Here is a 25,037-nt window from a genome sequence, read left to right as displayed (position 1 = left end):
GACCCGCAACTATAGCGATGCACGAAGTCTCAGCAGAAGCCGTTCAGCTTAAGGATCTTGTGCGCCTCGATCGATGCGCGAAGCTCGTCTTCCGATGTCCGGCTGCCCTGGTTTGCATCGGGATGGTGCATCTTGAGGCGCTCCTTGTAGCGGAGCCTGATCTGCGCGGGCGTTGCGTCTTGCGGAAGTCCGAGTGTCTCGAACGCCTTTGCTTCGAGAACCTTGAGCTTTCTTGCCTGCTGTTCCGCCTTTTGCGCCTTACGCTGCTCCGCGCTCTTTCGCGCGTTGAGCGCCTTTGCCGACCCGGAGCGGGTCGTCAGCGGCATCGGGATTTCGGTTGGCTGCTTGACACCGGTTCCCATCGTTGAGCGCTGGCCAGCGACCGCTTCCTTCTGGTAGCGGGCGACCACGGGATCCGACTGGGCGGGCGAAAAGTTATAGCCCTTGTTATAATCCTTGATGTGCTCGAGACAGAATAGAAGATACAGGCCTTCGCCGCCCTGGCCGACTGGCGCGCGGTGTGAACCCTTTTTTTCGCAGCCATCCCACTGGCATCTCGGCCCGGATGTGTCGCTTTGCGGCGCAGGCTTCTTGCGGATGGACTTCAGGCCCACAAATATCTTCGAATCGACTGTCATAGGCGTCTATATGGCGGCAAGCTGCGATCTCGGCAAGCGGCGAACCTGCGTTCCACATTTATCCGTGTTTTTCGGAAAACAACTGTGCTTTTGGCGGCGATATCCGGCCTGGGTTACCGAGCATCGCCGCAGCTATCTCGGGGTTACCTGATCAAAAACCGGTGAGACGGGGCAGCCAAGTCGACAGCGCCGGAATGAAGGTGATCACAAGCAGGATCACGACATAGGCGATGAGGAACGGTGTCATTTCCCGCGAGATCTCGCTGACCCTGATCCTGACCGCGGCCGACACGACATAGAGAAGCTGGCCGACGGGTGGGGTGATCAGGCCGATCGTCAGGTTGAGAATGACGATCATCGCGAAATGGATCGGATCGATCCCCAGGCTGAAGGCGATCGGCGCCAGGATCGGCACCAGGATCATGACGCCGGGAAGCGGATCCATGAATGTGCCGAAAAGCAGCAACAGTACGTTGACGGCGAGAAGGAACATGATCGGGCTGAGGTTCCACGATATGATCAGGTCCGCCATATATTGCGGCACGCCTTCAATGATCAGCACCCAGGCGAATGCGCGTGCGGCAGCAAGGATAAGCAGAATGCCGACGGTGATCATCGCCGAACGGAAGATGATATCAGGCAAATCCCGTACGTGCAGAGAGCGGTAGATGAACATGCCGCAGAACAGCGAGTAGAATACCGCGATGACGGATGCCTCGGTCGGGGTGAAATACCCGGCCCGGATGCCGCCGACGACGATGACGATCAGGGCAACCGCCGGTATCGCGTAGACCGTCGTCCTCACCATCTCAGCCAGCGTCGGCCGTAGATCCATCGAGCGGTAGTTGCGCTTGCGGGAAATGTAGAAGTTCACGAGGCACATCGCGGCGGAGATCAGGAGACCGGGAATGACGCCCGCAACGAACAGGCCGCCGACCGAAACGCGATTGTCCTGCAGGGCATAGATGATCATGGTGATCGACGGCGGGATGATCGGATCGACGATCGCCACAGCCGCAGCCAAAGCGGATGCGTAGCGCTTCTCGTAACCGCTTTTCTCCATCATCCGGATCGTCATCGCGCCCGGTCCGGCCGCTGCTGCAAGGGCCGAGCCGGAAATGCCGGCAAACAGCGTTGTCGAGATGATGCTGGCATAACCGAGCCCGCCGCGGGCACGGCCGACGAATTGCGCCGCAAGGCGCAGAAGGTGATGGGTAAGCGCACCGCCCGTCATCAGTTCGGCCGCCAGGATAAAGAACGGGACGGCGAGCAGAGGGAAGCTGTCCACCCCTGAGAACATTTCCTTGATCACGACGATCTGCGGATAGCGGCTGCCGAGAATGACGGCGAGCCAGGTCGAAATCGCCAGCGTGAAGGCTATCGGCACGCCGACGGCCATCAGGATGAAAAACGAAACGAAGAGAATGGAAATCATCATGGTCAGGCAGCAACCGGCGGGAGGTCGTCTTCGCCCTGCAGCGCGCTCATGCCGCCGACCACATAGGTCCGCAGAACCAGGAGAAGATGGATTGTCAAAAGGGCGAAGCCGATCGGGATCGCGAGATAAATATAGCCGAAGGGAATTTGCGTGGAGGGCGTTGTCTGCAGCATCGTGCGGCCGACATAGGTCTTGCCCGCCCAGATCATTACAGCAAAGAAAGCGAACATGATCAGCGCGGAGATGATCCGCAGGATGCGCGCCTTGCGATCTCCGACCGCGATCTGGACGTTGTCGATCGCCGTCAACGAACCGTGCCTGAGCGTGATACCGGCGCCGATGAAGGTCAGCCAGATCATCAGGTGGCGCGCCACTTCATCAGACCAGGTGATCGACTGATTGGTGAGAAACCGCAGGCAGACGTTGAGAAACACAAGGATCGCCATCGCAGACAGTATAGCGATCAGCAGCCAGCGATTGAGATCCACGAAAATACGTTCGAATTTCTGCATTGCATCCCCGGCGCTCGAAGCACCGCCCCTCGGATCGATCCGTGGACGGGCGTCCACCTGAAGCGGACGCCCATCACAGTCTGGTCGTGCTTATTTCGTCGCGATGATCTGGTCGACAAGTTCCTTGGTGTAGGTCTTGTAATATCCGTCATAGGCGGACTGGATCGACTTCTGGAACGCGGCCTTCTGCTCGTCACTGAGCACGTTGACCTGCATGCCTGAAGCCTTCGCCTTTTCCACGCCGTTCTTCTCTGAGGCGTCGACGAAGGCGCGCATGGCTTCCTTGCCCTTCAGCGCACCGTCCGCGAAGATCTTCTGTTCGTCCTCGGAGAGGCTTTCCCAGAACGACGGCGCCACGATCAGCATTGCCGGAGAATAGACGTGTCCGGACACCGTCAAATACTTCTGAACTTCCCAGAGCTTGGCGGAGACGATGACCGAAAGCGGGTTTTCCTGTCCGTCGATCGCGCCCTGCTGCAGGGCTGGAATGACTTCGGGCCAAGACATTGGCGTCGGTGCTGCACCCGCCGTCTTGAAGGCCGCGATATGGACCGGGTTTTCCATGGTGCGGATCTTCAGACCGGCCAGGTCTTCCGGCTTTTCGATCGGCTGGCGGTTGTTGGTGATGTGGCGAAAGCCCTGTTCGCCCCAGGCAAGAGCGATCAGCTCGCGGTCGCGGAACTTTTCAAGAATCCCTTCACCGATCGGTCCGTCCAGCACGGCGCGCGCATGCGTCAGGTCGCGGAACAGGAATGGGATATCGGTCACGCCGATTTCGGGCACGAAGTTGGAGAGAGCACCGGAGGAGACGACGACGGCCTGGACGCCGGTGCCGAGCTGCAGGCCTTCGATGACTTCGCGTTCGCCACCCTGTGCGGAGGACGGGAAATGCGTGAACTTGAATTTGCCCTGGCTGGTTTCGGTAACGTATTTGTCCCAGCCATCGGCGGCGGCACCGTAATGGGAATCGCGCGCCAGCGCGTAGGCGATCTTGACCTCGGTCGCCTGTGCCAAGGCACCGGTTGCCCAGGTTGCTGCAAGGGTGGCAGCCGCAACGGCGCCAGCGAACGTCCGTCTGTTCAACGCATGAAACACGTGTTTTCCTCCCGTAGAGCGCGTCGTCCTCATCCGCGCGTGTGGACGACCTCCATCCGCGAAAACCTGATAGACGTCAAGTTCATCCAAGGCCGATACAAGAGCCTCGCCGGGGGTATTTCGGTTGCAGTCTGATCGACGGCTGATGTCTGTGGTGGAAAAGACGCATCGCCTGCTTTCAGGCTCTGCAAGACGCAGGCTTTGGTCGAGGCGCACGACTTCGCCTCGACCCCTTCAAATCATGGTCCTTCGCAGATCGGCGCCTGGCCGGTGATCGTCTCGCCCACTTCCACGGCGTAGGCGCGCAGTCCATGTCCATCGAGGTTGATGATCCGGTAGCAGGGATTGCCGCCCGTCCAGAACGGCTTCGGATTGGCAAGGTCGGTGACGAACCGGTGCGCGCAGGCCTGCCCGGAGCTATAGGCGATGCCCTCGGCGCTCGTTCCCGACATCGGCACATGGATGTGGCCGAACACGATATGACGGATGCCCGCTTTGTGGCCGGCGAGCCGGCGCATGACCCGCCCGTCGTCATGCATGCCGATGTGATCGAAATGGGCAATGCCGCAGTCGATCGGCGGGTGATGGATAAAGACTGTCACCGGGTGCTGGCCGGCACCTTCAAGCGCCTCGTCCAGAAACGCCATCCGATCTTCGCCAAAGATACCGCCGATGACACCCGCCTCATGGCTGTCGAGAAAGACAAGCCGTCCGAACTCCGTATCGAGGAAGGACTGGACATATCCGTTTGCATCGAGGGGATGGGCAGGGAAGGCCGCCCTAAAATTCGGCCGGTCGTCATGATTGCCGAGCATCAGGCGAACTTCGAACGGCACGGGCGCCAGGATATCCTTGAGGATGTCGTATGCTCCGGGATCACCGTGATTGCAAAGGTCGCCGGTCATCACCAACAGGTCCGCATCGGCGTGCTTCTCGAGGACATCAGCCACGGCTGCGCGCAGCTGTTTCTCGGGGTCGACACCGTTCACGGACTGGCCTGACAGCATCAGGTGCGTATCGGTGATCTGCAGAATTTTCATCGTCGGTCTCTTAAAAAATGAGTTGGTCGCGGAGAGGCTCCCCGCGACCTTGGGCATGGTGTCCGCGATTACTTCATCAGGGCGTTGGTCTGCTCGACGATCTGCTTCAGACCGGCCTCGGGCGTGACTTCGCCGCGCATGACGGTGCCGATGATGTCGCGCTGGGTGCGCCAGATGCGCACTGAATCGCCGCCTGGATAACCGGCCCATGGCAGCGAGCGTTCAGCCTGCAGCGAAGCGGTTTTGACGTTCGGATGCTCGGCATAGTAGGGCGCGAGGAATTCCGGACCGGTGGCGAGCTTGTTGGTCGGCAAATATCCGGTGATGCGAACGATGACGTTCTGCGCTTCCGGGCCTGTCACCCACTTCATATACTTCCAGGCAGCGTCCTGCTTTTCCTTGTCCTGGGTCAGCATCACGGCCGAGTTTCCGCCGGTCGGCACGCCGCCCTTTTCAGGGTTATCCAGCGGGAAGGTCGAGGTCACCAGCTTGAAGCGGTCACCGACCAAGGCTTCGATCGTCTGCACATGGGCAGGCGTCGAGAAGATGAAACCGGTCAGGCCTGCACCGAACTGCTGACGCGACTGGTCCCAGTCAAGCAGGTTCTGGCCGCCTTCGGTGACGAAACGACGCGCCAGCTTCAGAGCATTGAGGCCGATCTCGTTGTCGAAGCCGACGGTCTTGGTGGTCTCGTCGACCAGCTTGCCGCCCTGATTGGTGATAAGCGCCTGCCACAACCAGTCATCCGGCCACAGGTTGATATCGTAGCCCATGCCGGACACCTTGGCGTCCTGCGCATGGATCTTGTTCGCAAGCTGGATCAGGCCGTCGAAGGTCTTCGGCATGTTGTCCGGATCGCCGCCGGCTTTGCGCACCAGTTCGGCGTTGACATAGATGATCGGCGAGGATGCGTTGACCGGCAGGCCGTACTGCTTGCCGTCGACCATGCCCAGCGCTGCCATCTTCGGCGAATAGTTCTTGTCGAGGAAAGTCTGGCCGCCGTCCTTTTCAATGAACGGTGCGAGATCGGTGATCTGCTTGCGCGGTGCCAGTGTGTGGACCAGTTCTGCCGTCAAATTGTAGCCCGAGAAATAGACGTCCGGCAGGTTGCCGGTGACGGCTGCGCGCAGAACCTGCTGCTGGCCGTCGTTATAGCCGGGCGCTGGCGCCAGGAAGTTGATCTTGACGTCCGGATTGTTCTTCATGAACTCATCGGCTAGCGGCTGATGGAATTTCGTGAAGCCCGGCAGGTTGTAGAGCACGTTCAAAGTGACATCCGCTGCAGATGCTTGCGTGGAAAAGCCTGTCAGCGCGAGGCCGAGAGCCACTCCGCCAAGCGCGGTCCGTCTGGTGATATGCATTTTGGTCTCCGAAGAGTTCGGTTGGGGGAGGGAGGAGGAGAGCAGTTACTTCACGCCGGTCATGGTGATGCCGGCGATGAAATGTTTTCTGGCAAGAAGAAAGCAGATGACCATGGGGGCTGTGATGATCGTCGCGCCCGCCATCAGTGCGCCGTAGTTCGCTCCGGATTCGACGTCCGCGAAGAACAGCATGCCGAGCGGCGGCGGCGCCAGATTGGTGTCGGTGACAACGATCATCGGCCAGTAGAGGTCGTTCCAGTGGGCAACCAGCGAGAACACCGAGAAGGCCGCAAGCGAAGGCAGCGAGCCGCGCAGCACCAGCCGGAAGCAGATTTCCAGTTCCGAAAAACCGTCCATGCGTGCGGCTTCGATGATCTCGTCGGGATAGCTGCGGAACGACTGATTGAAGAGGAAAATCGCAAAGACCGAGAGAAGAAACGGCATCATCATCGCGAAATAGGTGTTCAGCAGCTGCGCTTTTGCGAGCCCCACGAAGAGGGGCAATGCCAGCGCCTGGATCGGCACGGTGAGTGCGGCAATGACCAGCGTCAGCAGCAGTTTGCGGCCCGGAAAGCGAAGCTTTGCGAGCGCGTAGGCTGCAGGCACGGCTGTCAGCACCTGCACGAACAGGATGCCGAAGCAGACGATCACACCGTTCAGCATGAAGCGGAGCATCGGTACCTGACTGGCCGCGCGTGAATAGTTGTCGACGGCTGCAAATTTCTCCGGGATCGGCCAAAGCGAGACGCTGAAGATCTCGGCGGGCGAACGGATGGAGGTCAGAAACATCCAGTAGAACGGCAGCAGCATCACGAAGGCCCCGGCGGCCAGAACGACATGCGGCAAATATCTGCGGAGCGCGGCCATCAGTAATGTACCTTCCGGTCCATATGCACCGTCTGGCCGATCGAGAGCACCAGCACGATGGCAAGGAAAATCAGGGTGAGGGCGGCCGCATAGCCGGTGTTGGAATATTCGAAGCCTTCAAGGTAGAGCGCGAACAGAAGCACTTCCGAGCCCGAGCGACCCTTGGTCAGAACCGCGACGGTTTCGAAAACCTTGAATGCGGATATCGACGTGGTGACGATGACGAACATCATCGTCGGTCCGAGCATCGGCAATGTGACCGTCAGGAAGCGGTCGATCGGGTTCTTCGCGCCGTCGAGCCGGACAGCTTCGTGCAGATCCTTCGGGATCGCGGTCAGACCGGCCAGGAAGAGCACCATGTTGAAGCCCAGCACCTGCCAGATGCCAATGATCGCCATGGTCGGGATCAGCAGCGACGGGTTGGACAGAAAGCCGACCGGCTCGAAGCCGAACCACTTGATCGCGGCATTGACCGGGCCGAGCGAGGGGTGCAGCAGGAACTGGAACACGGTTGCCATCGCAACGAGCGTCGCCGTCACCGGCAGGAAATAGGCGATCTCCCAGAAGCCGCGGCTGCGCTTGCGGTTATAGACGAGAAGTGCCACCCCGAGCGCCAGGATGACACCCGCCGGAATGACGATGACCGCGTAAAGCACCGTGTTCCACAATGCCCGCAAGAATACCGGATCGCTGAACGCCTTGCGAAAGTTGTCGAGGCCAACGAAGCTGGTGGACATGGCGCCGAGCTGATAGTCCGTGACCGAGAAGACGGCGAGAACAAGCATCGGAATGATGTAGATGGCGAGCATCAGCAGCACAGCCGGAGCAACGAAGAAAAGCCCCCGCCGCGCCATGCGGCGTGCAGTCGACGATTTGCGTGGCCGGGCCTCTGAAATTGCCTCTACCGTTGAAGCCGCCATACTCACGCCGGCACCTGTTCGTGAACGGTGATCTCGCGGCGCTTCTCGTCGGACCCGAAAAGATGGACGCCTTCCTTTGAAAACGCCAACCGAACATTTCCATCCGCATCCGCGCCAAGATCGTCACCGACCCGCTGCCGCATGACGATAGAAATGGATGGGTCGCAGATGAGATTGAAGGTGACGAAACGGTCGGCACCCTGCGTTTCAGTCCGCACGAGGCTTGCCTCGATGCCATCAGCTGCGGGAAAAACGTCTTCGGCGCGGATGCCGAGTGTCGCAGGTCCCGGCCATGCGTTGCGCGCGGTGATACCGAGCTTTTGTCCGAACAGAACGATCTCTCCCGATGCGTCCAATTCGACGGGCAGGAGGTTGATCGATGGCGTTCCGATGAAACGTGCCACCGTCAGGGTCGAAGGGCGGCGGTAAAGTTCGTCCGGTGTGCCGAGCTGCTCGATGCGGCCTTCCGACATCAGGGCAATGCGGTCCGACATGGTCATCGCTTCGATCTGGTCATGGGTGACATAGATGAAGGTGGCGCCAAGGCGGCTGTGCAGGTTGGTCAGTTCGCCACGCATATGTGCGCGCAGTTTCGCGTCTAGATTGGACAGCGGCTCATCCATCAGGAAGGCGGAAGGCGAACGGACCAGGGCGCGGGCAAGCGCCACGCGCTGGCGCTGGCCGCCGGAAAGCTGTGCCGGCCTTCGATCGAGCAGATGGCCGATCTGCAGCACGTCGGCTGCTTCCTTTACCGAAGCATCGATCTCGCGGAGCATTTCGGCATTCGCGATCATGCGCCCGATCAGCGGCAACCTCGACCAGACCGAAAGGCGGCGCATGCGCAGCGGCGTCGCGATATTGTCGCGCACGGTCATATGAGGATAGAGCGCGTAGGACTGGAACACCATTGCCAGATTGCGGTCGGACGGATCCACATCGGTGACATCGCGGCTGCCGATCGACACCGTTCCGCGATCCGCGGTCTCAAGGCCTGCGATGATCCGGAGCAACGTGGATTTGCCGCAGCCGGACATGCCCACGAGCGATAGAAACTCGCCAGGACGAATGGAAAGGTCGATGCCCTTCAGGACGTCGTCGGCTCCGAAGCCTTTCCCGATGCCGGTGATGTTAAGCGATTGAGGCTGCATTCTGAGCTCCTTTTCGAAGGGGCTATGCAGCCGCGACATGACTGTGTTGCGACAGTTTTGAGAAGGTTATGTAACGGAGGAGGAGGGCGGGAGGTGGACTGGTGGGTGCCGGGCCTGACCCTCAGGCATCCGATCGGCGTATCGGGTAGCTCACGGAGATCCAGTAAAAATGATGCGAGACCGACTTTCTGGCGCATGTCACTGAGAATTCGCCATGGATTTACTTACGAAATCAAGAGGGCATCGGAGGGTCACTTCTGGTGCCGCATTGCGATACTTCGGTACATGGAGAGCGCGCATTAAGGACTGTAATCGCGTGAAAGGCGATGAAACACGCAAAATCGTTGGCGATGCCGAGCGTGTTCTGCCGGAAAGCGTGTAGATCGACAGGATCGGTGGCGGCTCTTGTCCATCAAACCCCCGTACTTCAATCACTCCAACCAAGGTAGCGTACCCTTCGGCATGCTTGAGCCAATCAATGTCGCTCCCCCGGCAAGGCTCAACACGAGGAGGGTTGAGAGAACTGCGACTGCCGCTGCGCCAGTCGAGTTTCCTTCATACTGAAGAGCAAAAATCATCACACCTATGGTTTCATTTCCCGACGACCAGAGCAGTGTCGAAAGCGTCAGCTCGTTGAGCGCCGTCATCACGACCAGAATCGCCCCGGCAGCCGCGGCCGGTAGCACGCCGGGCAAGAAGATGGACAGGATGCGGCGATTAAGACCGGCGCCGGTAATGCGAGCCGCCTCGTCCAGTGCGGGGTCGGCTGATTGCGCGGCGGCGGCCACGGGCCGGAGCACCAGCGGCAGGAAGCGCGAGAGATAGGCGATGACGAGGATCGCCATGGTCCCGTAGAGCGACAGCCCGATCAGCGGCAGCGGCTTGAGGAACGCGAGGATCATGCCGAGCGCGACAACAGTGCCGGGAACGACCCAGGGCCCCTCGATGACGAAATCAAGCAGCCGGAGCACAGGATTTGTACGGCGTTGAGAAAGAAAGGCCAGCGGTACGGCCACCAGCATCGAAATTGCGGCCGTGATCACGGCGAGCAGCAGCGAATTGGCAAAAGCCCTTCGCACGGTCGGATTGTCGAGCACGGCGCGGAACTGGTCGAGGCTTATCGTGTCGGGTCCGAAGGCCACCCCGATGGCCGGCAAGAGCGCAGTCATGGTCAGCGCCGCGAGCGGCACGAGCGACAGGATGAGCACCACGATCCACAGCAGGAACTCGATTACAGGCGCGCGGCGGGTAGGCACGAAGGGTGTCCCGGCCGGAAGCGGCACGGCGATGCGGGTCGTGACGATGTTGCGCAGGACGATGGCAAGCGCCGCCATGGCAGCGAGCATCAGCGCCAGTGTCGCCACTTGGCCGGCGGCGGCCGGGCCGAAGCCGTTCAGCCGTTGGTAGATCAACGTTGTCAGGACCGAGATGCGGCCCGGAATGCCAAGAAGTGCCGGCACGCCGAAATTGCCAATCGCCGCGGTGAACGCGATCAAGCTTCCAGCCAGCACCGAAGGCATGACGATGGGTAAGACGATTCCGAGGCCGATCCTGCCTGGCGAAATACCGAGGATGCGCGCGGCCTCGACAAGGTCGGCCGGCAGTGCCCGCAGCGCCGCCCGGACAGCAATGAAAACCAGCGGCATGTGTTCGATGCCCATCACAAGCGCGATCCCGCCAGTTGAATAAAGCGGGTTGGTGGAGCCCGGCGGTGGCGCAAGGCCGAGCGGTTTCAGGATCGGCGACTGCGCGCCAAAGAGTTCAATCCAGGCAAGCGCCATGGTTTGCGACGGCACGATCAGCGGGATCAGGATGAGAAAGGTCAGTGCGGCGCGGGTGCGGAGTTTCAAAAGGCTGACTGCAAAGGCGAGCGCCACGCCGATGACAGTCGACACGGCAACGGACAGAAGCGCGGTCTGCAGCGTTCCCGAGAGCGCCCTGAGTGCCGAGCGACTGGCGAGCGTGGTCAGCATCAGCCCGAGCGGCGTGCCGTCCTCGCCGGGTTGGAAGGCGGCGGAAAAGAGCCGCGCGAGCGGCCATAGCGTCGTGAAGGACACGTATAAAACGAGAAGGGAGACGAGCAGATGCTCGCCTCCCAAACGATGCGGCCGGCCCATAACGGGTCTGCGGATCGTAGGGTCAACCGCCAAACAGTTCCGCGAACTTTTCCTTGGTTTCCTTGTCGGCCTTGAGCATGGCATCGCTATCGGCGGGCAGGATCTTCAGTGTGGTAAGCGCCGGGTACCCTTCCGGCTGCGCGACACCGGGCAGGATCGGGAAATAGCCCTGGGCGGCGGCCTGTACCTGGGCTGCCTTGGAGAGCTGCCAGGCGACGAAGGTCTTGGCTGCCTCGACCTGATCGGACCCCTTGAGCACGGCGACTGGCTGGGTGATCGAGCTTACACCTTCTGCGGGAAAGACGAAGTCGACGGGTGAACCCTTCTTCTTGGCGTTGAGGGCCATGTATTCGATGATGATGCCGTAGGCCTTTTCGCCGCGCGCAACGGCTTCGACAACCGTGCCATTGCCCTGGCCGGCAACGGCGCCGGCCTCGGCCAGCTTTTCGTAATACGCCCAGCCGAATTCAGGCTGCTGCGTTACCGTGCCGACATGGATGACGGCCGCACCGGAATAGAGCGGGCTTGGCATGATAAGGCTCTTGGCCGCATCGGCGGCAAGCAGGTCGTTCCAGCTCTTCGGGGCGGTCTTCACGAGGTTCGTGTTGTAGATGATCCCTGTGGTGATCACCTTGGTGCCGAAAAAGGTCTTGTCGGCATCGATGAAGGCCGGGTTTATGCCCGCAACCGGAGCGTCGGTAAAGGCCAGAAGGCGGTCGTCGTTCTTCAACTGCGTCATCGCGACGGTATCAGCGATCAGGATGACGTCGGCCGGGCTGTTGCCAGCGGCATATTCAGCCTGCAGCTTGGCCATGACCTCGGTCGTGCCGGAACGGAAGAGTTCAACCTTGATCTCTGGATGGTCGGCGTTGAACGCCTCGATGACCTTGGTCATCTGATCCTGCGGCTGCGAGGTGTAAACGGTGATCGTGTCTGCGGCCGCGGCCTGGAAGGCGAGGCCGGCAAGAATGGTTGTGGCGACGAGCGTGCGGAAGAACATGAGAACCTCGTTGATAGGGCAGATTGTTTTGAACGCGGCCCCGCCCGGGCGATGGGGAGACGGCCACCGGTTCGGCAGGTGCTGTTTCGCCTAGCTCACAGAGATGACGGCAGAACGACAGGTTGACGATCGACCAGTGACACGGCCGGCCCAGGTTTGGCCTGTTCCGCCGTCGCCGATCACCCAGCCGCCCGTAAGGACGAGTTCGATCGATGTGCCGGGCGCTAACCGCTCCTCGAGCGGCAGGCTGACGACGTCGCCGTCAATCTCAGTCGGCAGACAGTGGCTGAGGAAGACGCCGTTCTGAAAGACCTGACCCAGGAGCTCGACCTCCAGGTGGCCGCCCTCAGGCACGCGCTTGAAATCGGAGGCATGACAGCACAGCCAGCCATAGCCTGTCGGGGCCTCGCCCGGCATGTCGAGGAGCTGCTGGCCGAGCATGACCTTCGTTCGACCCGCTCCGGACTCAACCACTTGGACCGGCAGCGTCCGTCCCCGACCGATGAAACGGGCAACCATGCTCGAAGACGGCTGGCGGTAAAGCTCTTCCGGCGTACCGAGCTGCTGTAGCCGGCCCCGGTCCAAGACGGCGACATGCGTCGCAACCGCCATCGCCTCGTCCTGATCATGGGTGACGAATACGAATGTGGCGCCGGTCAGACTATGGATACGGCGGAATTCCGCGAGCATGGCCTCACGCAAGTGAGAATCGAGATTGGCAAGCGGTTCATCGAGCAGGATGAGTTGCGGTCTGGTTGCGAGCGAGCGAGCAAGCGCTACCCTTTGCCGCTGTCCACCCGACAGTTCGTGCGGTCGGCGGCCATCCAGCCCCCGAAGCCCGACGACGTCCAGAACCTCATCGATGCGTTGGTTTCGCTCCTGAACCGTGAGCCCGGCGACTTTCAAGCCGAACTCGATATTTTTTCGTACGGTCATCGTCGGCCAGAGCGCATACGACTGAAAGACCATGCCAACGCGACGCTTTTCCGGTGGGACAAAGACGGCATCACCGGCGACTAACTGATCGTCGAAACGGATCTCTCCTTGATCGGGATGCTCAAGCCCGGCGATCAGGCGCAGAAGAGTGGTCTTGCCGCAGCCTGAAGGTCCAAGCAAGGCGAGAAACGCTCCGTCGGGTATCGCGAGCGAGACGCTATCCAGCGCTGTGAACTGGTCGAAGTGCTTCGATATCGCGTTGAGGCATAGATACGGCACGTAATCGCCCTCCGATCGTCAAGATCAGATTCCACGAATATGTGACGTGTGGATGACGGTCAGGTGCGAGGCATAGCCAGTTCCGACTGGGTAGGGCAGTAGAACGAGGTCGATATTCTCGCTATCGAATTCGTACTGAAGGCCATCAAGCCCTTGGAAATTGCTGTGACGGACGTGCCCGATGGACGCTGAGTGCGTCGGATTGAGCGGTGCCTATCTGCACTCAATGGATGCCTTTAGACGGTTCCGGTAATGTCGCGTCCTCTCGAATGGCCGGAATAATCGAGACCGTGCTTTCGAGCCGGTTTCTCAGCTCCTGTGAAACAAGTGGAGCCGGACTGTTTTCCTCATCTGCGTCCTGAGTTTCTTCATCGACCCCCAGCGAGGACAGGCGATAGTCGATAGCAAGCGCGTAGATCGCTTCCAGCAGACCCCTCTCCTTGATGTCCGGGTCGGACAACGCAAACAGGGAGGCTTTGACAATGCGTTTGCTCGATGTCTTCGGGCATTCGTCTACGACATGAGCATAGAGTTCTTTGCCGGTTAGACCGTCGGCTGCGCCACTGACGAGCGCCTCGTAGACCTTGTTCAGTTTCTTGCCCATGAGGACGATTCCTTTTTCGGATGAAAGTTCGGTTCCGATGACGACGGTGTGCGAATGTCGTTCAGGGCAAATTGATCCTGACGACTGCCCGGCCTGGTGTCAAACTGGATCGGACAGACCTCGTGTCAGGATCGCACACAGGGCAGCCATCATGGCTCTCAAGTCCATCAGGGGACGCCCGGCCAGGATTACGCAGACGACTGCTTGGGCAAGGCCATCTTATTCCTCAAGCCGCGTCACAAAACTGAAATAGACCAGGGATAGCTGGAGACAGCATTGTCGCTTCGGCGCGTGTTGCGTTGATCGAGAGTGTTACCTGGAGACCCGGTCGTTGAGAACCCATCTCGAAGTTGTGCATGCTCTATCGGATCTATTGCGACGATTGCGGCTGAGGCCGCCGTCGCAGATCCGGTTTCGCACGATCGCAAACACGCCGACGGAAGTGAAGTTTTCCAGGCACGAGCTACTCAACGCTCTCTATGCCCTTGAATACGAGGGTGTTATCGCACTCCACAATGATCACAGCTTCAGTGTGCTGAAGCCCTCTTCCGCAATCTAGCCGAGGGGGCAAGTGAGCTGCGCCGCACCGGCACGCACGCGGTTATGTCACAGTAAATTCACACTCCGTAGACATTTGCTTAAGAGCCGAAGGGCATTGATGCCGCTGTTTTCTTGCCTTTGAGGTCTAAGCCTTTGCTCTTCGCCAATCTTCGAATCTCGCAGCGCGTCATGCTCCTGGCGGCGATGGCGCTCGTCGGTATCATCACGATCTGCGCCATCTTTATCGGTCAGCGCCACGTCGAGCACGGATATCGTGCCGCTGCAGATGCGCTTGCCGAGAGCAAAGCCGACGTTGCAAGCCTGTCGGCCAGCGTGAGCGCCAGCTACATGTTCCAGCAGGCATTCCTGCTCGAAAAAGAGATGGCCAGCACGGACAAGTTCAAGGCAGCCGTTTCCGAAGGTCGTGGCGTGCTGGCGAGCCTTCGTCGTTCCGCCACTCCTGAACTCGCAGCCCAACTCGACCAACTGAGCATTGGCCTGACTGCCTACGAAGCAGCGTTTGATACGCTTGTGAAGAACAATCAGGACCTTGGTCTCGATCAGGACAATGGCTTGCAGGGCGCCATGCGCTCGGCGGTTCATTCGATCGAGGGACGTCTGGACTCCGTCGACGATACCGCTATTCGCGCCAGCATGTTGATGCTGCGGCGTCATGAGAAAGACTTCATACTGCGTGGCGATGCCTCATATCTGCAAAAACACACAGAGGAGGCTGAGACATTCGCGACGCTTGTGAAAAACGCCTTCCGCCCAGGCGCGCAGCGCAGCCGGGTGCTCGATGGCCTGGAAATTTACCGATCGGCATTTCGCTTTTACGCCGAAGCCAGCATTGGGGAAGCAGAGACCCGCAAGGATGTTGCAGCTGCCTACCTTGCGTTAGAGCCGCAGGTGCAGGCTGTCAGCACAGCTTACGAAACGGAGCGCGAGACTATCCTCGTGGAAAATGAAAGAGTCGCGTCTCGCAACCTTACCGTCGTCGCCGGCCTGGTTCTGCTGGCGATCGTCGGGCTTGGTGGCGGCGTCTGGATTATCGGCCGGTCCATTACGCGGCCAGTCGCGGCGATGACCGGTGCCATGGGTAAACTCGCCGAGGGACAGACGGATCTTGCGATCCCGTCGTTTGGATCTCGCAGCGAATTCGGTGCCATGGCTGGCGCGCTGGACACGTTTCGGGAGGCGGCGATCGCCAACCGTCGTTTGGAAGAAGAAGCAGCGACCGCACGGGCCAACGCGGAAGGTGAACGCGTCCGCCTGCAACGGGAAGCAGAGATCGAGGCAAGGGCACGCTTGAGCCATGCAACCGGAGGTCTCGCCGAAGGGCTGCGGCGTTTGGCAAGCGGCGATCTCGCTTTCGAACTGACCGAGCCATTTGCGCCGGACTTCGAAAATCTGCGCCGCGATCTCAATGCAACAGTCGCCCAGTTGGCCGATGTCATGAGCTCGATCGCCCATGCAAGCATTTCCATCGAGGGGGGAAGCCGCGAGATCGCCTCGAGCGCCGACGATCTGTCCCGCCGCACCGAGCACCAGGCCGCATCGCTCGAAGAGACCGCGGCAGCGCTCGAACAGATCACTGCCAATGTCGGCAACGCGTCGCGCCGATCGCAAGACGCCCATCGTATTGCCAGCGACACCAATGCCGCGAGTGAAAGCACAGCAGTGCTCGTTTCAAATGCGTTGAAAGCCATGGCTCGCATCGAGATCTCGTCGACCAAAATCGGCGGAATCATCAGCGTGATCGACGAGATCGCCTTCCAGACCAATCTTCTGGCTCTCAACGCCGGGGTCGAGGCGGCAAGAGCGGGGGAGGCAGGACGAGGATTTGCGGTGGTTGCCCAGGAGGTCCGCGCTCTGGCAGGACGGTCGGCGGAAGCCGCACGAGAAATTAAGCAACTGATCCAGACGTCTGACCGCGAGGTTCTAGACGGCGTTCGCTGCGTCCGTGAGACCGGCGAAGGACTGACCGAAATCACCGGCCGCGTGGAAGCGATCACCACGCAAGTCGAAGCGATTGCCCTTTCGGCTCGCGAACAATCCGTCGGCCTCAACGAAATCAACATGGCCGTCAACATGCTCGATCACGGAACACAGCAAAATGCCGCGATGGTCGAGGAAAACAATGCGGCAAGCGCACTGCTCATGAACGAGGCGCAACGCCTACGCGGTCTTGTGGGCATGTTCCAGCTCGCGGTGGAAACGTCTTCGCGTGACACTCACGCGCGTGGGGTAGACCGCGCTGCGTGATTGAAACGAGGTTCGCGGAAGCTAGTAAAACATCCGCCGAAAGGGCAGGATCGCTGCTCCCATGGCGGCTGCGTCGCTCGGTATCTCCGACACAATGAGCTTCGGTCCACCCCGATGGGCGCCGTAACGGGGCCGATCGAAGATCTTTGTCCGTTCGATCAGCATCAATGCCAGCTGGGCCGGGATCTCGCCGCCGAAGACGATTGCTTGAGGGTCCAGTGTGGCGCGAATGGCATTGACGAGGCGGATATAGGCCGGCGTTACGTCTTCCACCCAGTCCGACACGCCAGGCCAGTCACGATCGAAATGGCGGCGCATAAAGTGGATGGATGGTACATGGACTCCATTCCGATTGATCCTGTCGATCAGATGTTGCAACGCCGGCCGGCGGTCCGTCTCGACTTCGTCATAGAGGCCGGAAAACTCGCCGGCATTGCCCCTTCCTCCTTGCAGCAACTCTCCGTCGATAATCACGCCGCCGCCGAAGCCATAGTTGAAGCTCAGATAGGCGAAATGCCGGATGAAACGGCCGATCCCGAACATCGATTCGGCGATGGCACCGGATTTGCCGCCGTTGATCACCCAGGCAGGCCGATCGAATAGATCGGTGATGATGGGGCCAAGCTCGATCATCGACCATTCGTGCAGCGGCAGCGGTGCATTGTGACGCGTGCCATCGACATGATAGCCGGCAATCGCAAAGCCGACGCCGAATAGGTCGTCCTCAGCCAGGCTGTTCTGGCGCTGCAGATCGATGACCTGCTGTTTCACCAGTTGAAGCGCCTGCTCCATCGTGGTCTCGCGCAGCGGCACTTCCCGCTCGCCAAGAATCGCGCCGGCCAGATCGATCAGGCAGATGCCGATGATGTCGGTATTGACCGAGATGCCGCAGGCATAGGCATGGGCACCATTCAGGTGCAGCATCGGGCTGGGTTGGCCGCGCCCCAGGCCGGGCCTTGCCGAACCGAGGCGGATGATGTTGCGCGCAGCCAGGTGATCGAGGATCCGGTGAACGGACTGCTGGGTAAGATCGATATGGGCGGTGATTTCGGAGCGGGAGATGCCGGGATTTCGCCAGATCAGTTGCAGCAGACGGCGCTCGTTTGAGGAAACGACCGCTGTCTCGTTTGCTCGAAGAAAGCGAGAGGCGATCAAGGCCTCGGGGATGTATTTGCCTAGCACGCGCCAATCCACTGAACGGGTGTAATAATCGCGATGTCTCCATCTGCAACACGGCTTATTTTAGAAGCCGCGGAATGAGATTTCAAGCCCGGACCGTCGTCACGTAGTTGTTACACTCAAAGCGTAATAAACCGCCACGAAGACCGGGCGGGGCTCGGTTACGCAAGGGGCAAGGGCGATGATGAACAAGTTCACTCTGGCGGCTGTGGCTGCCGTTATGGCGGGTGCCGGGTCCGCTCAGGCAACCAATTTCGAATTCTGGTATGGCAATACCGGCCCGGTCGAAACTGCGATCAAGGCTCAGTGCGAGGCCTTCAACAGCTCGCAGAGTGAGCATAAGGTCACCTGCGTCGGCCAGGGCTCCTACGAAGTCTCCATGCAGAAGGCGATCGCCGCTTACCGCGCCAAGAACCATCCGGTTCTCATCCAGTTCTTCGATGCCGGTACGCTCGACCTGATGCTCTCGGATGCCGTCGAGCCTATCCAGGATCTGATGCCCGAGGTGAAGTGGGACAGCTATATCGCCGGTGCCCGCACCTATTACGAAACCTCCACCGGCAAGCTTTTCGCCCAGCCCTACAACGCTTCGACGCTGTTGTTCTACACGAACAAGACCGAGCTGGAGAAAGCCGGCATCACCGAGACGCCGACGACCTGGGAAGGCATTATTGAAGCCGCTCGCAAGCTGAAGGCTGCGGGCCACGCGTGCCCGTTCGTCACCGATGGCGACACCTGGCGTGTCCTCGAGCAGTTCTCCGCCCGCCATGGCCTGCCGATTGCGACCAAGCACAACGGGTATGACGGGCTTGATGCGGAATACCTCATCAACACGACGTTTGCCGCCAAGCATCTCGCCAACCTGGTCGAGTGGCGCAAGGAAGGCCTCGTCCGTCTGGCTGCCGACACCAAGGCCGGCAATTACACCGCAGCCTTCAATGCCGGTGAATGCGCGATGATGGAACAGTCCTCCGGTTCCTATGCTGCGGCTTCCAAGGCCTTCGACGGCAAGTACCAGCTGACCGTTTCGATGGCCCCGATGTACGAAGGCTTTCAGCGCCACAACACCTTCGTCGGCGGTGCATCCATCTATGTCATGAAGGGCCACGACAAGGCCGAGATCGAGGCCGCCAAGGCTTTCCTCGACTTCCTCCGCATGCCCGAACAGCAGATGTTCTTCACGGCCAACACGGGCTACGTGCCTGTCACGACCGACGTTCTTGATGCAATTGCCAAAAGCGACGAGGCGAACTCGCCCAAATACGCGACCGCCAAGCTCGGTGTCGAATCCATGAACCAGCCCGGGACGCCGGATACCCGCGGCATCCGCCTCGGCTTCTACGTGCAGTTCCGTGAAGTCTTCATGGAAGAAACCCAGAAGGCGTTTTCCGGTCAGCAGACCATGCAGGTCGCTCTCGACAACACCAAGAAGCGCGGCGACCAGCTCCTCCGCCGTTTCGAGCAGACCTACAAGGGCAAGAAGCTTCCCTGAGCTCTCTTCATCTTTCACAGCATGGGGCGGCTCGCGCCCCATGCCATCCCTCTGTTCCGGAGCTTACGCCATGAAGTCGGAATCGTCCCTGTTTGGCCATCGCTGGCTGCCGCTTCTGTTCGTGGCGCCGCTGATGCTCCTGATCGTGCTGTTCTTTTACGTGCCCGTCTTCCAGGCCTTCTACTGGTCGTTTTTCCTGGAGCAGCCCTTTGGCGGCACTTCCGAATTTGTCGGCCTGCAGAACTTTCAGCGCGTGCTGAGCGATCCCGAATTTTGGGCCGCCACCGGCCGTACGGTCGTCTTCATGCTGACGGCGTCGTCGCTTGCGGTCGTCGTGCCGCTGATGCTGGCGATTGCGGCCGATCGCAAGATCGGGCTTTCCTATACCGCGCGCAACATTCTCGTCTGGCCGAAGGGCGTTGCCGGGGCCTCGATCGGTGTCGTCTTCGCCTTCATCTTCAATCCCTTCGTCGGGCTGATGGCGCCTCTCAATGCGCTGTTTCCGGGCCTCTGGAACCCGGGCATTGATGGCACGGATGCCTTCATCACGCTCGTCGGCGCGCATGTCTGGAGCGGCATACCGTTCAACTTCGTCATCCTTCTGGCCGGCCTGCGCTCGATCCCCCATACCATGTACCAAGCAGCCGCGATGGACGGTGCCGGCCCGTGGCGGCGTATCATCGACGTGCAGCTGCCGCTGATCATGCCGCATCTGTTCCTGACCTTCGTCCTCGAATTTACCGAGAGCATCACCTCCGTCTTTGCCCTGATCGACACTATCACAGGCGGCGGTCCTGGCGGTGCAACCACGCTGCTGGTCTACAAGATCTATGTCGACGGCTTCCGCGGCTTCGATCTCTCCGGCGCCTCCACCCAGACGGCCATCCTGATGGTCTTCGTCCTTCTTCTCGCAGCCTGCCAGTTCTTCTTCCTCGGCCGGCGCATCAACTACGAGCGCTGAGCCATGGTCGAGAACGCCCGCTCCATCAATATCGCGGCCAGCATCCTGCTCGCCATCGGCATCCTCGATATCGTCGGCCCGCTATATCTGACGCTGTCGACAGCCTCGCAATCCTACGAATACATGCTGCGCAGCGGGCTGGCCTGGCTTCCGGGCACAGAGCTCATCGCCAATATGAGCAAGGTCATCCACGAGACGAACATCCCGATCCAGATGCTCAACAGCGTGATCGTGGCCTTTTCCAATGGGCTCGCGACCTGCGTGCTGTCGTTCCTGTCGGCCTATGCGATTGTCTATTTCCGCATCCGCTGGGCAGGTGTCGCCTTCGCACTGATCCTCGCAACGATCATGCTGCCACTCGATATCCGCGTCATCACCACCTATCAGGTCGCATCGAACATCTTCTCGCCGCTCAATGCTATTCTGGATGTCACAGGCCTCAACGGCTTGATTGAAACCGCTTTCGGCTCGCCGGTCCATCTCGAACTGAGCATCCTCGATACGCATTTCGGCCTGACCGCGCCCCTGGTTGCACACGGCACCGGCACATTCCTGTTCCGCCAGTTTTTCATGACGCTGCCGAAGGATCTGTTCAAGGCGGCGCGCATGGATGGGGCAGGGCCGATCCGGTTCCTGTTTGATATCCTTCTGCCGCTTGCGCGCACCAGCTTTGCCTCGCTGTTCGTGCTGACCTTTCTCAGCGGCTGGACCCAATATCTCTGGCCGCTGGTCGGCGCTTCGACGCCGGATATGCAGACCGCCGTGGTCGGCCTTGCCCGCCTCGTGCCTGATGCAGACGGCTGGGTGCCTGATTTTCCGATGATCATGGCCGGCGCCGTGCTCGTCTCCCTTGTCCCCCTCACGATGATCGCTCTTTTGCAGCGCTTTCTCGTCCAGGGCCTCGTTCTCTCGGAGAAATGATCCCATGATCGCTATCGACACAGCCATTCGCGCCGCGGCAGCCGAGATCGAGCTCATCGGCGTCACCAAGTCGTATGATGCCAAGAACGTCATCATCCCGCCCATCGACGTCTCGCTGCGCCCCGGAGAATTTACCGTCGTGCTCGGCCCGTCCGGTTGCGGCAAGTCGACGCTTTTGCAGATGATCGCGGGCCTCGAAAGGGTATCGGGCGGCAAAATCGTCATCGGCGGGCGTGAGGTGCAGGATCTGGAGCCGAAACATCGCGGCTGCGCCATGGTGTTCCAGAATTACGCGCTCTATCCGCATATGACGGTTGCGGAAAACATGGCCTATAGCCTAAAGGTTGCCGGTGTCTCCAAGGCCGAGAGGGCTGAACGCGTCGGCACTGTCGCGACGATGCTTGGGCTTGCCGATTACCTCGCCCGCAAGCCCAGTCAACTCTCGGGCGGCCAGCGCCAGCGTGTCGCGATCGGCCGCGCCATCATCCGGGAACCAGGCGTGTTGCTGTTTGATGAGCCGCTGTCCAACCTCGATGCGCAGCTGCGACACGACATGCGCGTCGAACTGACCGAGCTGCATCGTCGCATTGGCGCGACCAGCGTCTTCGTCACCCATGACCAGGTGGAAGCGATGACGCTTGCCGATCGCATCCTTATCCTCAACAAGGGGCGCATCGAGCAGTTCGATACGCCGAAGGCGATCTACCACAATCCGGCGTCCGTCTTCGTTGCCAAATTCATCGGGTCGCCGCCGATGAACGTTCTTCGCGTCACGGGCGATGGTTCCCATCTGCGGCTTGCCGATGGCCAGGTCGTCGCGGATTTCGCGCGCAAGGGGGATTTCCAGCTCGGAATTCGCCCGGAAGATATCACCGTCGGCGCTGGCGGGTCGATCAGGACCGAGATCCGCTACCGCGAAGATCTCGGATCTCATGAGATCCTGGAGACGACGATCGCCGAGCAGAACCTGCGGATCGCCATGCCCTTCGGTGTCGAGTTCGATACGACCCAGACGCTGCAGCTCTCGTTCCCCCAGGCGCGCCTGCATCTCTTCGATGCTGATACCGGCCGCGCCATTCCCAAAGCCTTTGCCGAGGTGCGATCGGCATCTGTGAAAGAATACCAGTGAGCTACAGGGAATTTATTGCCGACCGGACGCGCGATTGTGCGGTGGTTGCGCACAGGGGCATCTGGCGAGCAGCGCCGGAGAACAGCTTGGCCGCCATCGAACAGGCGATATCCGCAGGCTACGATGTCGTCGAGATCGATATCTGCCGTTCGGCCGATGGTGGTCTGTTCTTGCTGCATGACGACACGTTGGAGCGCATGACCGGCCTCGATCAGAGGCCGGAGACGCTGACTTCAGGCGAGCTTGCAGCCCTTCGTCTGCGCGACCGCGATGGGGGCAAGGACAACAGCGTCACGTTGGAAAAACTGTCGAGCCTCAGCGACGTGTTCGAGCTGACCCGCGGGCGCATCTTCCTGCATCTCGACGTCAAGGATCGCGCGGTGATCCCGGATGTCATAGCTCTCGCCAAGTCCATGGGTGTCGACAGTCAGGTCGATTTTTGGGCATCGCTGGAAAGTAGCGACGACCTTGCCTGGATCCGCCAGACGATCCTTCCCCATGATGTGCTTTTCCTGGCCAAGACCCGGCTCAACGTTCCTGATGCGCAAAGGCAGCTGGCGTTGCTGCAGGAATTGTCACCCGCGGTCTGCGAGATCTATTTCGATGCTCTCGAAGAGCTTCAAGCGCTGAAGCCGCTGACCCGAAACACCGGCATGGCGCTCTGGGTCAACACCCTCGACAGCATCGCCTGCGCCGGCTTCACCGACACCGCAGCACTTGTCGATCCCGATGCTGTCTGGGGGCGGCTGATCGATGCCGGCATCTCGGTGATCCAGACCGACGAGGCGGCGGCTCTCAAATCCTATCTCTCGGCCCGCCGCGCCTGAATACGCTCTAAGGAAACCCACATGACGCACTATGTAGACTATATCGCCGACCGGAACCGTGATCCCGCCATCGTCGCCCATCGCGGCGCATGGCGTGGCGCACCGGAAAACAGCCTGGCCGCCATCGAGCGTGCCATCGCGGTCGGTGCCAATATCGTGGAACTCGACATTCGCAAGAGCGCCGATGGCGAACTCTTCATCATGCATGACGACACGCTGCTGCGCATGGCCGGCATCGACCGCGATGCGGAGACGTTCACCATTGCCGAACTGCAGGCGATCGCGCTGCGCGAGGACGATGGCGGTGAACACCGCGCGACGACGGATCAGCGGATCCCGACGCTAAAACAGGCTTTGGAAATCATCCGCGGCCGGATCTTTGCAGACCTCGACCTCAAGGATCGCGACCTGTTTTCGGAAGTTGCCGCCTGCGCCCGCGAGATGAGGGCTGCATCTTTTGTCGACCTGAAGACGACGGTGATGACCCGCGACGATCTGAATTGGGTCCGCGCCCAGAAGATCGACGGCGTCCCGTTCATGGCCATGACAAAGTTCACGGCGAGCGGGTTCGACACCACGATGGCTCTGCTCGGCGAGATCCAGCCGTTCATGTGCGAAATTCACTTCGATCATCTCGATACGATCTCTGCCAACCGTCAGCGTTTCCTCGGTGCCAATATGGCCCTGTGGGTCAACACGCTCGACCAGGTCGGCAGCGGCGAATGGCGCGACGACAAGGCGCTGATCGATCCAGATAGCATCTGGGGCCGGTTGATGGATGCAGGCATCAGCGTCTTCCAGACCGATAGGCCGGAAGAACTGAAGGCCTATCTCGCGGAGCGCCGCACATGAAGGCCGTCAGCGACGAGCTCCTGGCGGGGCTGATGAACGATATGCACGAGGTGGCGCAGGCTGAAATCCTGCCGCGTTTTCGCGCCATTACGGCCGATGCCATCCGTGCCAAGACGGCCGCCGACGATATCGTGACCGACGCCGATATCGCGGCCGAGCGCGTGCTGAGCGAGCGACTGGCCGCGAGGTTTCCCGGGATCGAGATCATCGGTGAGGAAGCCGTCTCAGACGATGCCTCCATCCTGTCGCGTCTTGCCGATGCGGATCTGGCTGGTGTCATCGATCCGGTCGACGGTACTTGGCATTTCGCCCATGGCACGCCGATGTTCGGCAGCATTCTTGCCATCGTTTCCGGCGGAAAAACCATCGCCGGCATCATCCACTATCCGGTTTTGGGCGATTTCCTCGTCGCGCGGCCGTGCGAGGGCGCCTGGCATGTCTCCGAAGACGGAACCCACACCCGCCTTACTGCTGCAACACCGACACCGATCGACGAAATGCACGGCTTCATTCCGCTGCATATGTTTGAACCGGACATGCGCGCACAACTCGCGCCGCGCGTCTTGAAGTTCCTGCGCGTGACGACATGGCGCTGCTCGGCCTGGGAATATCGAATGCTGGCGACAGGTGCGATGAGCTTCTGCCTCAACGAGAGTTTGAAGCCATGGGACCATGCTGCGGGTGTTTTAATTCACACGGAAGCAGGTGGCTATGCAGCAACTCTTACGGGCGACGCCTACAGGCCGACCCTGAAGGTTGGTCGTCTGTTGGTTGCTCCTGACAGGGTGTCCTGGAATGCCCTCGTTGAAGCGCTTACTATCGATTGAAACGTGACCCGTCCGCGCATGGTCAACAGTTTATAGAGGTGGTGGCAGACATTGTCTAAACTCAACTCTTTACAGCGATCGCCCTTGCT

General features: G+C 60.3%; 22 protein-coding genes. 8 read left to right on the top strand and 14 right to left on the bottom strand.

Annotated features, from left to right (window positions below):
- Positions 1-29 precede the first annotated feature (29 nt).
- From ACQY1P_RS02915 to ACQY1P_RS02855, 13 genes are all read right to left on the bottom strand, one after another.
- Positions 30-638, bottom strand: a complete 609-nt coding sequence (locus ACQY1P_RS02915; RefSeq protein ID WP_113110025.1) for a J domain-containing protein — start codon at positions 636-638, stop codon at positions 30-32.
- 151 nt (positions 639-789) lie between these two features.
- Positions 790-2,076, bottom strand: coding sequence for a TRAP transporter large permease (locus ACQY1P_RS02910; protein ID WP_325264588.1), 1,287 nt, complete (start codon positions 2,074-2,076; stop codon positions 790-792).
- Between the two features lie 2 nt (positions 2,077-2,078).
- Complete coding sequence (locus ACQY1P_RS02905) at positions 2,079-2,588, bottom strand: TRAP transporter small permease (protein ID WP_174197529.1); 510 nt, start codon at positions 2,586-2,588, stop codon at positions 2,079-2,081.
- A 90-nt stretch (positions 2,589-2,678) separates the two neighbouring features.
- Complete coding sequence (locus ACQY1P_RS02900) at positions 2,679-3,683, bottom strand: TRAP transporter substrate-binding protein (RefSeq protein WP_244508887.1); 1,005 nt, start codon at positions 3,681-3,683, stop codon at positions 2,679-2,681.
- Between the two features lie 239 nt (positions 3,684-3,922).
- Complete coding sequence (locus ACQY1P_RS02895; RefSeq protein ID WP_325264592.1) at positions 3,923-4,723, bottom strand: phosphodiesterase; 801 nt, start codon at positions 4,721-4,723, stop codon at positions 3,923-3,925.
- 68 nt (positions 4,724-4,791) lie between these two features.
- Positions 4,792-6,084, bottom strand: coding sequence for an ABC transporter substrate-binding protein (locus ACQY1P_RS02890; protein WP_325264594.1), 1,293 nt, complete (start codon positions 6,082-6,084; stop codon positions 4,792-4,794).
- A 45-nt stretch (positions 6,085-6,129) separates the two neighbouring features.
- Entirely contained in the window at positions 6,130-6,951 is an 822-nt protein-coding gene (locus ACQY1P_RS02885; protein ID WP_325264596.1) for a carbohydrate ABC transporter permease, read from the bottom strand.
- On the bottom strand, positions 6,951-7,871 hold the full coding sequence (locus tag ACQY1P_RS02880; RefSeq protein WP_062459086.1) for a carbohydrate ABC transporter permease: 921 nt from the start codon (positions 7,869-7,871) through the stop codon (positions 6,951-6,953). Before ACQY1P_RS02880 ends, ACQY1P_RS02885 begins: the two co-directional genes overlap by 1 nt.
- Before the next feature lie 2 nt (positions 7,872-7,873).
- The gene (locus tag ACQY1P_RS02875; RefSeq protein WP_325264598.1) at positions 7,874-9,019 is read right to left on the bottom strand and encodes an ABC transporter ATP-binding protein; all 1,146 of its coding nucleotides are present in this window, start codon (positions 9,017-9,019) and stop codon (positions 7,874-7,876) included.
- A gap of 431 nt (positions 9,020-9,450) precedes the next feature.
- Positions 9,451-11,136 (bottom strand): ABC transporter permease, encoded by a 1,686-nt coding sequence (locus tag ACQY1P_RS02870; protein ID WP_430252806.1) that lies wholly within the window; start codon positions 11,134-11,136, stop codon positions 9,451-9,453.
- A 22-nt stretch (positions 11,137-11,158) separates the two neighbouring features.
- Positions 11,159-12,136: an ABC transporter substrate-binding protein gene (locus tag ACQY1P_RS02865; RefSeq protein WP_062459092.1), complete on the bottom strand. Its 978-nt coding sequence runs from the start codon at positions 12,134-12,136 to the stop codon at positions 11,159-11,161.
- Between the two features lie 90 nt (positions 12,137-12,226).
- Positions 12,227-13,351: an ABC transporter ATP-binding protein gene (locus tag ACQY1P_RS02860; protein WP_430252804.1), complete on the bottom strand. Its 1,125-nt coding sequence runs from the start codon at positions 13,349-13,351 to the stop codon at positions 12,227-12,229.
- Positions 13,352-13,574: 223 nt separating this feature from the next.
- Positions 13,575-13,955, bottom strand: coding sequence for a hypothetical protein (locus ACQY1P_RS02855; RefSeq protein ID WP_184655869.1), 381 nt, complete (start codon positions 13,953-13,955; stop codon positions 13,575-13,577).
- 729 nt (positions 13,956-14,684) lie between these two features.
- Between ACQY1P_RS02855 and ACQY1P_RS02850 the strand changes: the two genes are divergently transcribed.
- Positions 14,685-16,760 (top strand): methyl-accepting chemotaxis protein, encoded by a 2,076-nt coding sequence (locus tag ACQY1P_RS02850; RefSeq protein ID WP_430252802.1) that lies wholly within the window; start codon positions 14,685-14,687, stop codon positions 16,758-16,760.
- A gap of 21 nt (positions 16,761-16,781) precedes the next feature.
- On the opposite strand, the gene ACQY1P_RS02845 is transcribed toward ACQY1P_RS02850, so the two are convergent.
- On the bottom strand, positions 16,782-17,942 hold the full coding sequence (locus tag ACQY1P_RS02845) for an ROK family transcriptional regulator (protein WP_430252800.1): 1,161 nt from the start codon (positions 17,940-17,942) through the stop codon (positions 16,782-16,784).
- 178 nt (positions 17,943-18,120) lie between these two features.
- Between ACQY1P_RS02845 and ACQY1P_RS02840 the strand changes: the two genes are divergently transcribed.
- The 7 genes from ACQY1P_RS02840 (at position 18,121) to ACQY1P_RS02810 (ending at position 24,948) form a co-directional block, all read left to right on the top strand.
- Complete coding sequence (locus tag ACQY1P_RS02840; RefSeq protein ID WP_430252798.1) at positions 18,121-19,431, top strand: extracellular solute-binding protein; 1,311 nt, start codon at positions 18,121-18,123, stop codon at positions 19,429-19,431.
- 70 nt (positions 19,432-19,501) lie between these two features.
- A complete protein-coding gene (locus ACQY1P_RS02835) occupies positions 19,502-20,392 on the top strand; it encodes a carbohydrate ABC transporter permease (RefSeq protein ID WP_062459096.1) in 891 nt (296 codons plus the stop codon).
- A 3-nt stretch (positions 20,393-20,395) separates the two neighbouring features.
- Complete coding sequence (locus tag ACQY1P_RS02830) at positions 20,396-21,313, top strand: ABC transporter permease subunit (protein ID WP_430252796.1); 918 nt, start codon at positions 20,396-20,398, stop codon at positions 21,311-21,313.
- A gap of 4 nt (positions 21,314-21,317) precedes the next feature.
- A complete protein-coding gene (locus ACQY1P_RS02825) occupies positions 21,318-22,442 on the top strand; it encodes an ABC transporter ATP-binding protein (RefSeq protein WP_430252794.1) in 1,125 nt (374 codons plus the stop codon).
- On the top strand, positions 22,439-23,269 hold the full coding sequence (locus ACQY1P_RS02820) for a glycerophosphodiester phosphodiesterase family protein (RefSeq protein WP_430252792.1): 831 nt from the start codon (positions 22,439-22,441) through the stop codon (positions 23,267-23,269). Before ACQY1P_RS02825 ends, ACQY1P_RS02820 begins: the two co-directional genes overlap by 4 nt.
- Before the next feature lie 21 nt (positions 23,270-23,290).
- Positions 23,291-24,121: a glycerophosphodiester phosphodiesterase family protein gene (locus tag ACQY1P_RS02815; RefSeq protein WP_430252790.1), complete on the top strand. Its 831-nt coding sequence runs from the start codon at positions 23,291-23,293 to the stop codon at positions 24,119-24,121.
- A complete protein-coding gene (locus ACQY1P_RS02810) occupies positions 24,118-24,948 on the top strand; it encodes an inositol monophosphatase family protein (protein WP_430252788.1) in 831 nt (276 codons plus the stop codon). The genes ACQY1P_RS02815 and ACQY1P_RS02810 overlap by 4 nt, the downstream gene beginning before the upstream one ends.
- Positions 24,949-25,037: the final 89 nt, after the last annotated feature.

The sequence above is a fragment of the Neorhizobium sp. DAR64872/K0K18 genome (assembly GCF_050500175.1).
In the GTDB taxonomy this organism is placed as follows: domain Bacteria; phylum Pseudomonadota; class Alphaproteobacteria; order Rhizobiales; family Rhizobiaceae; genus Neorhizobium; species Neorhizobium soli.
This window is presented reverse-complemented; position numbering and strand designations above follow the sequence as displayed.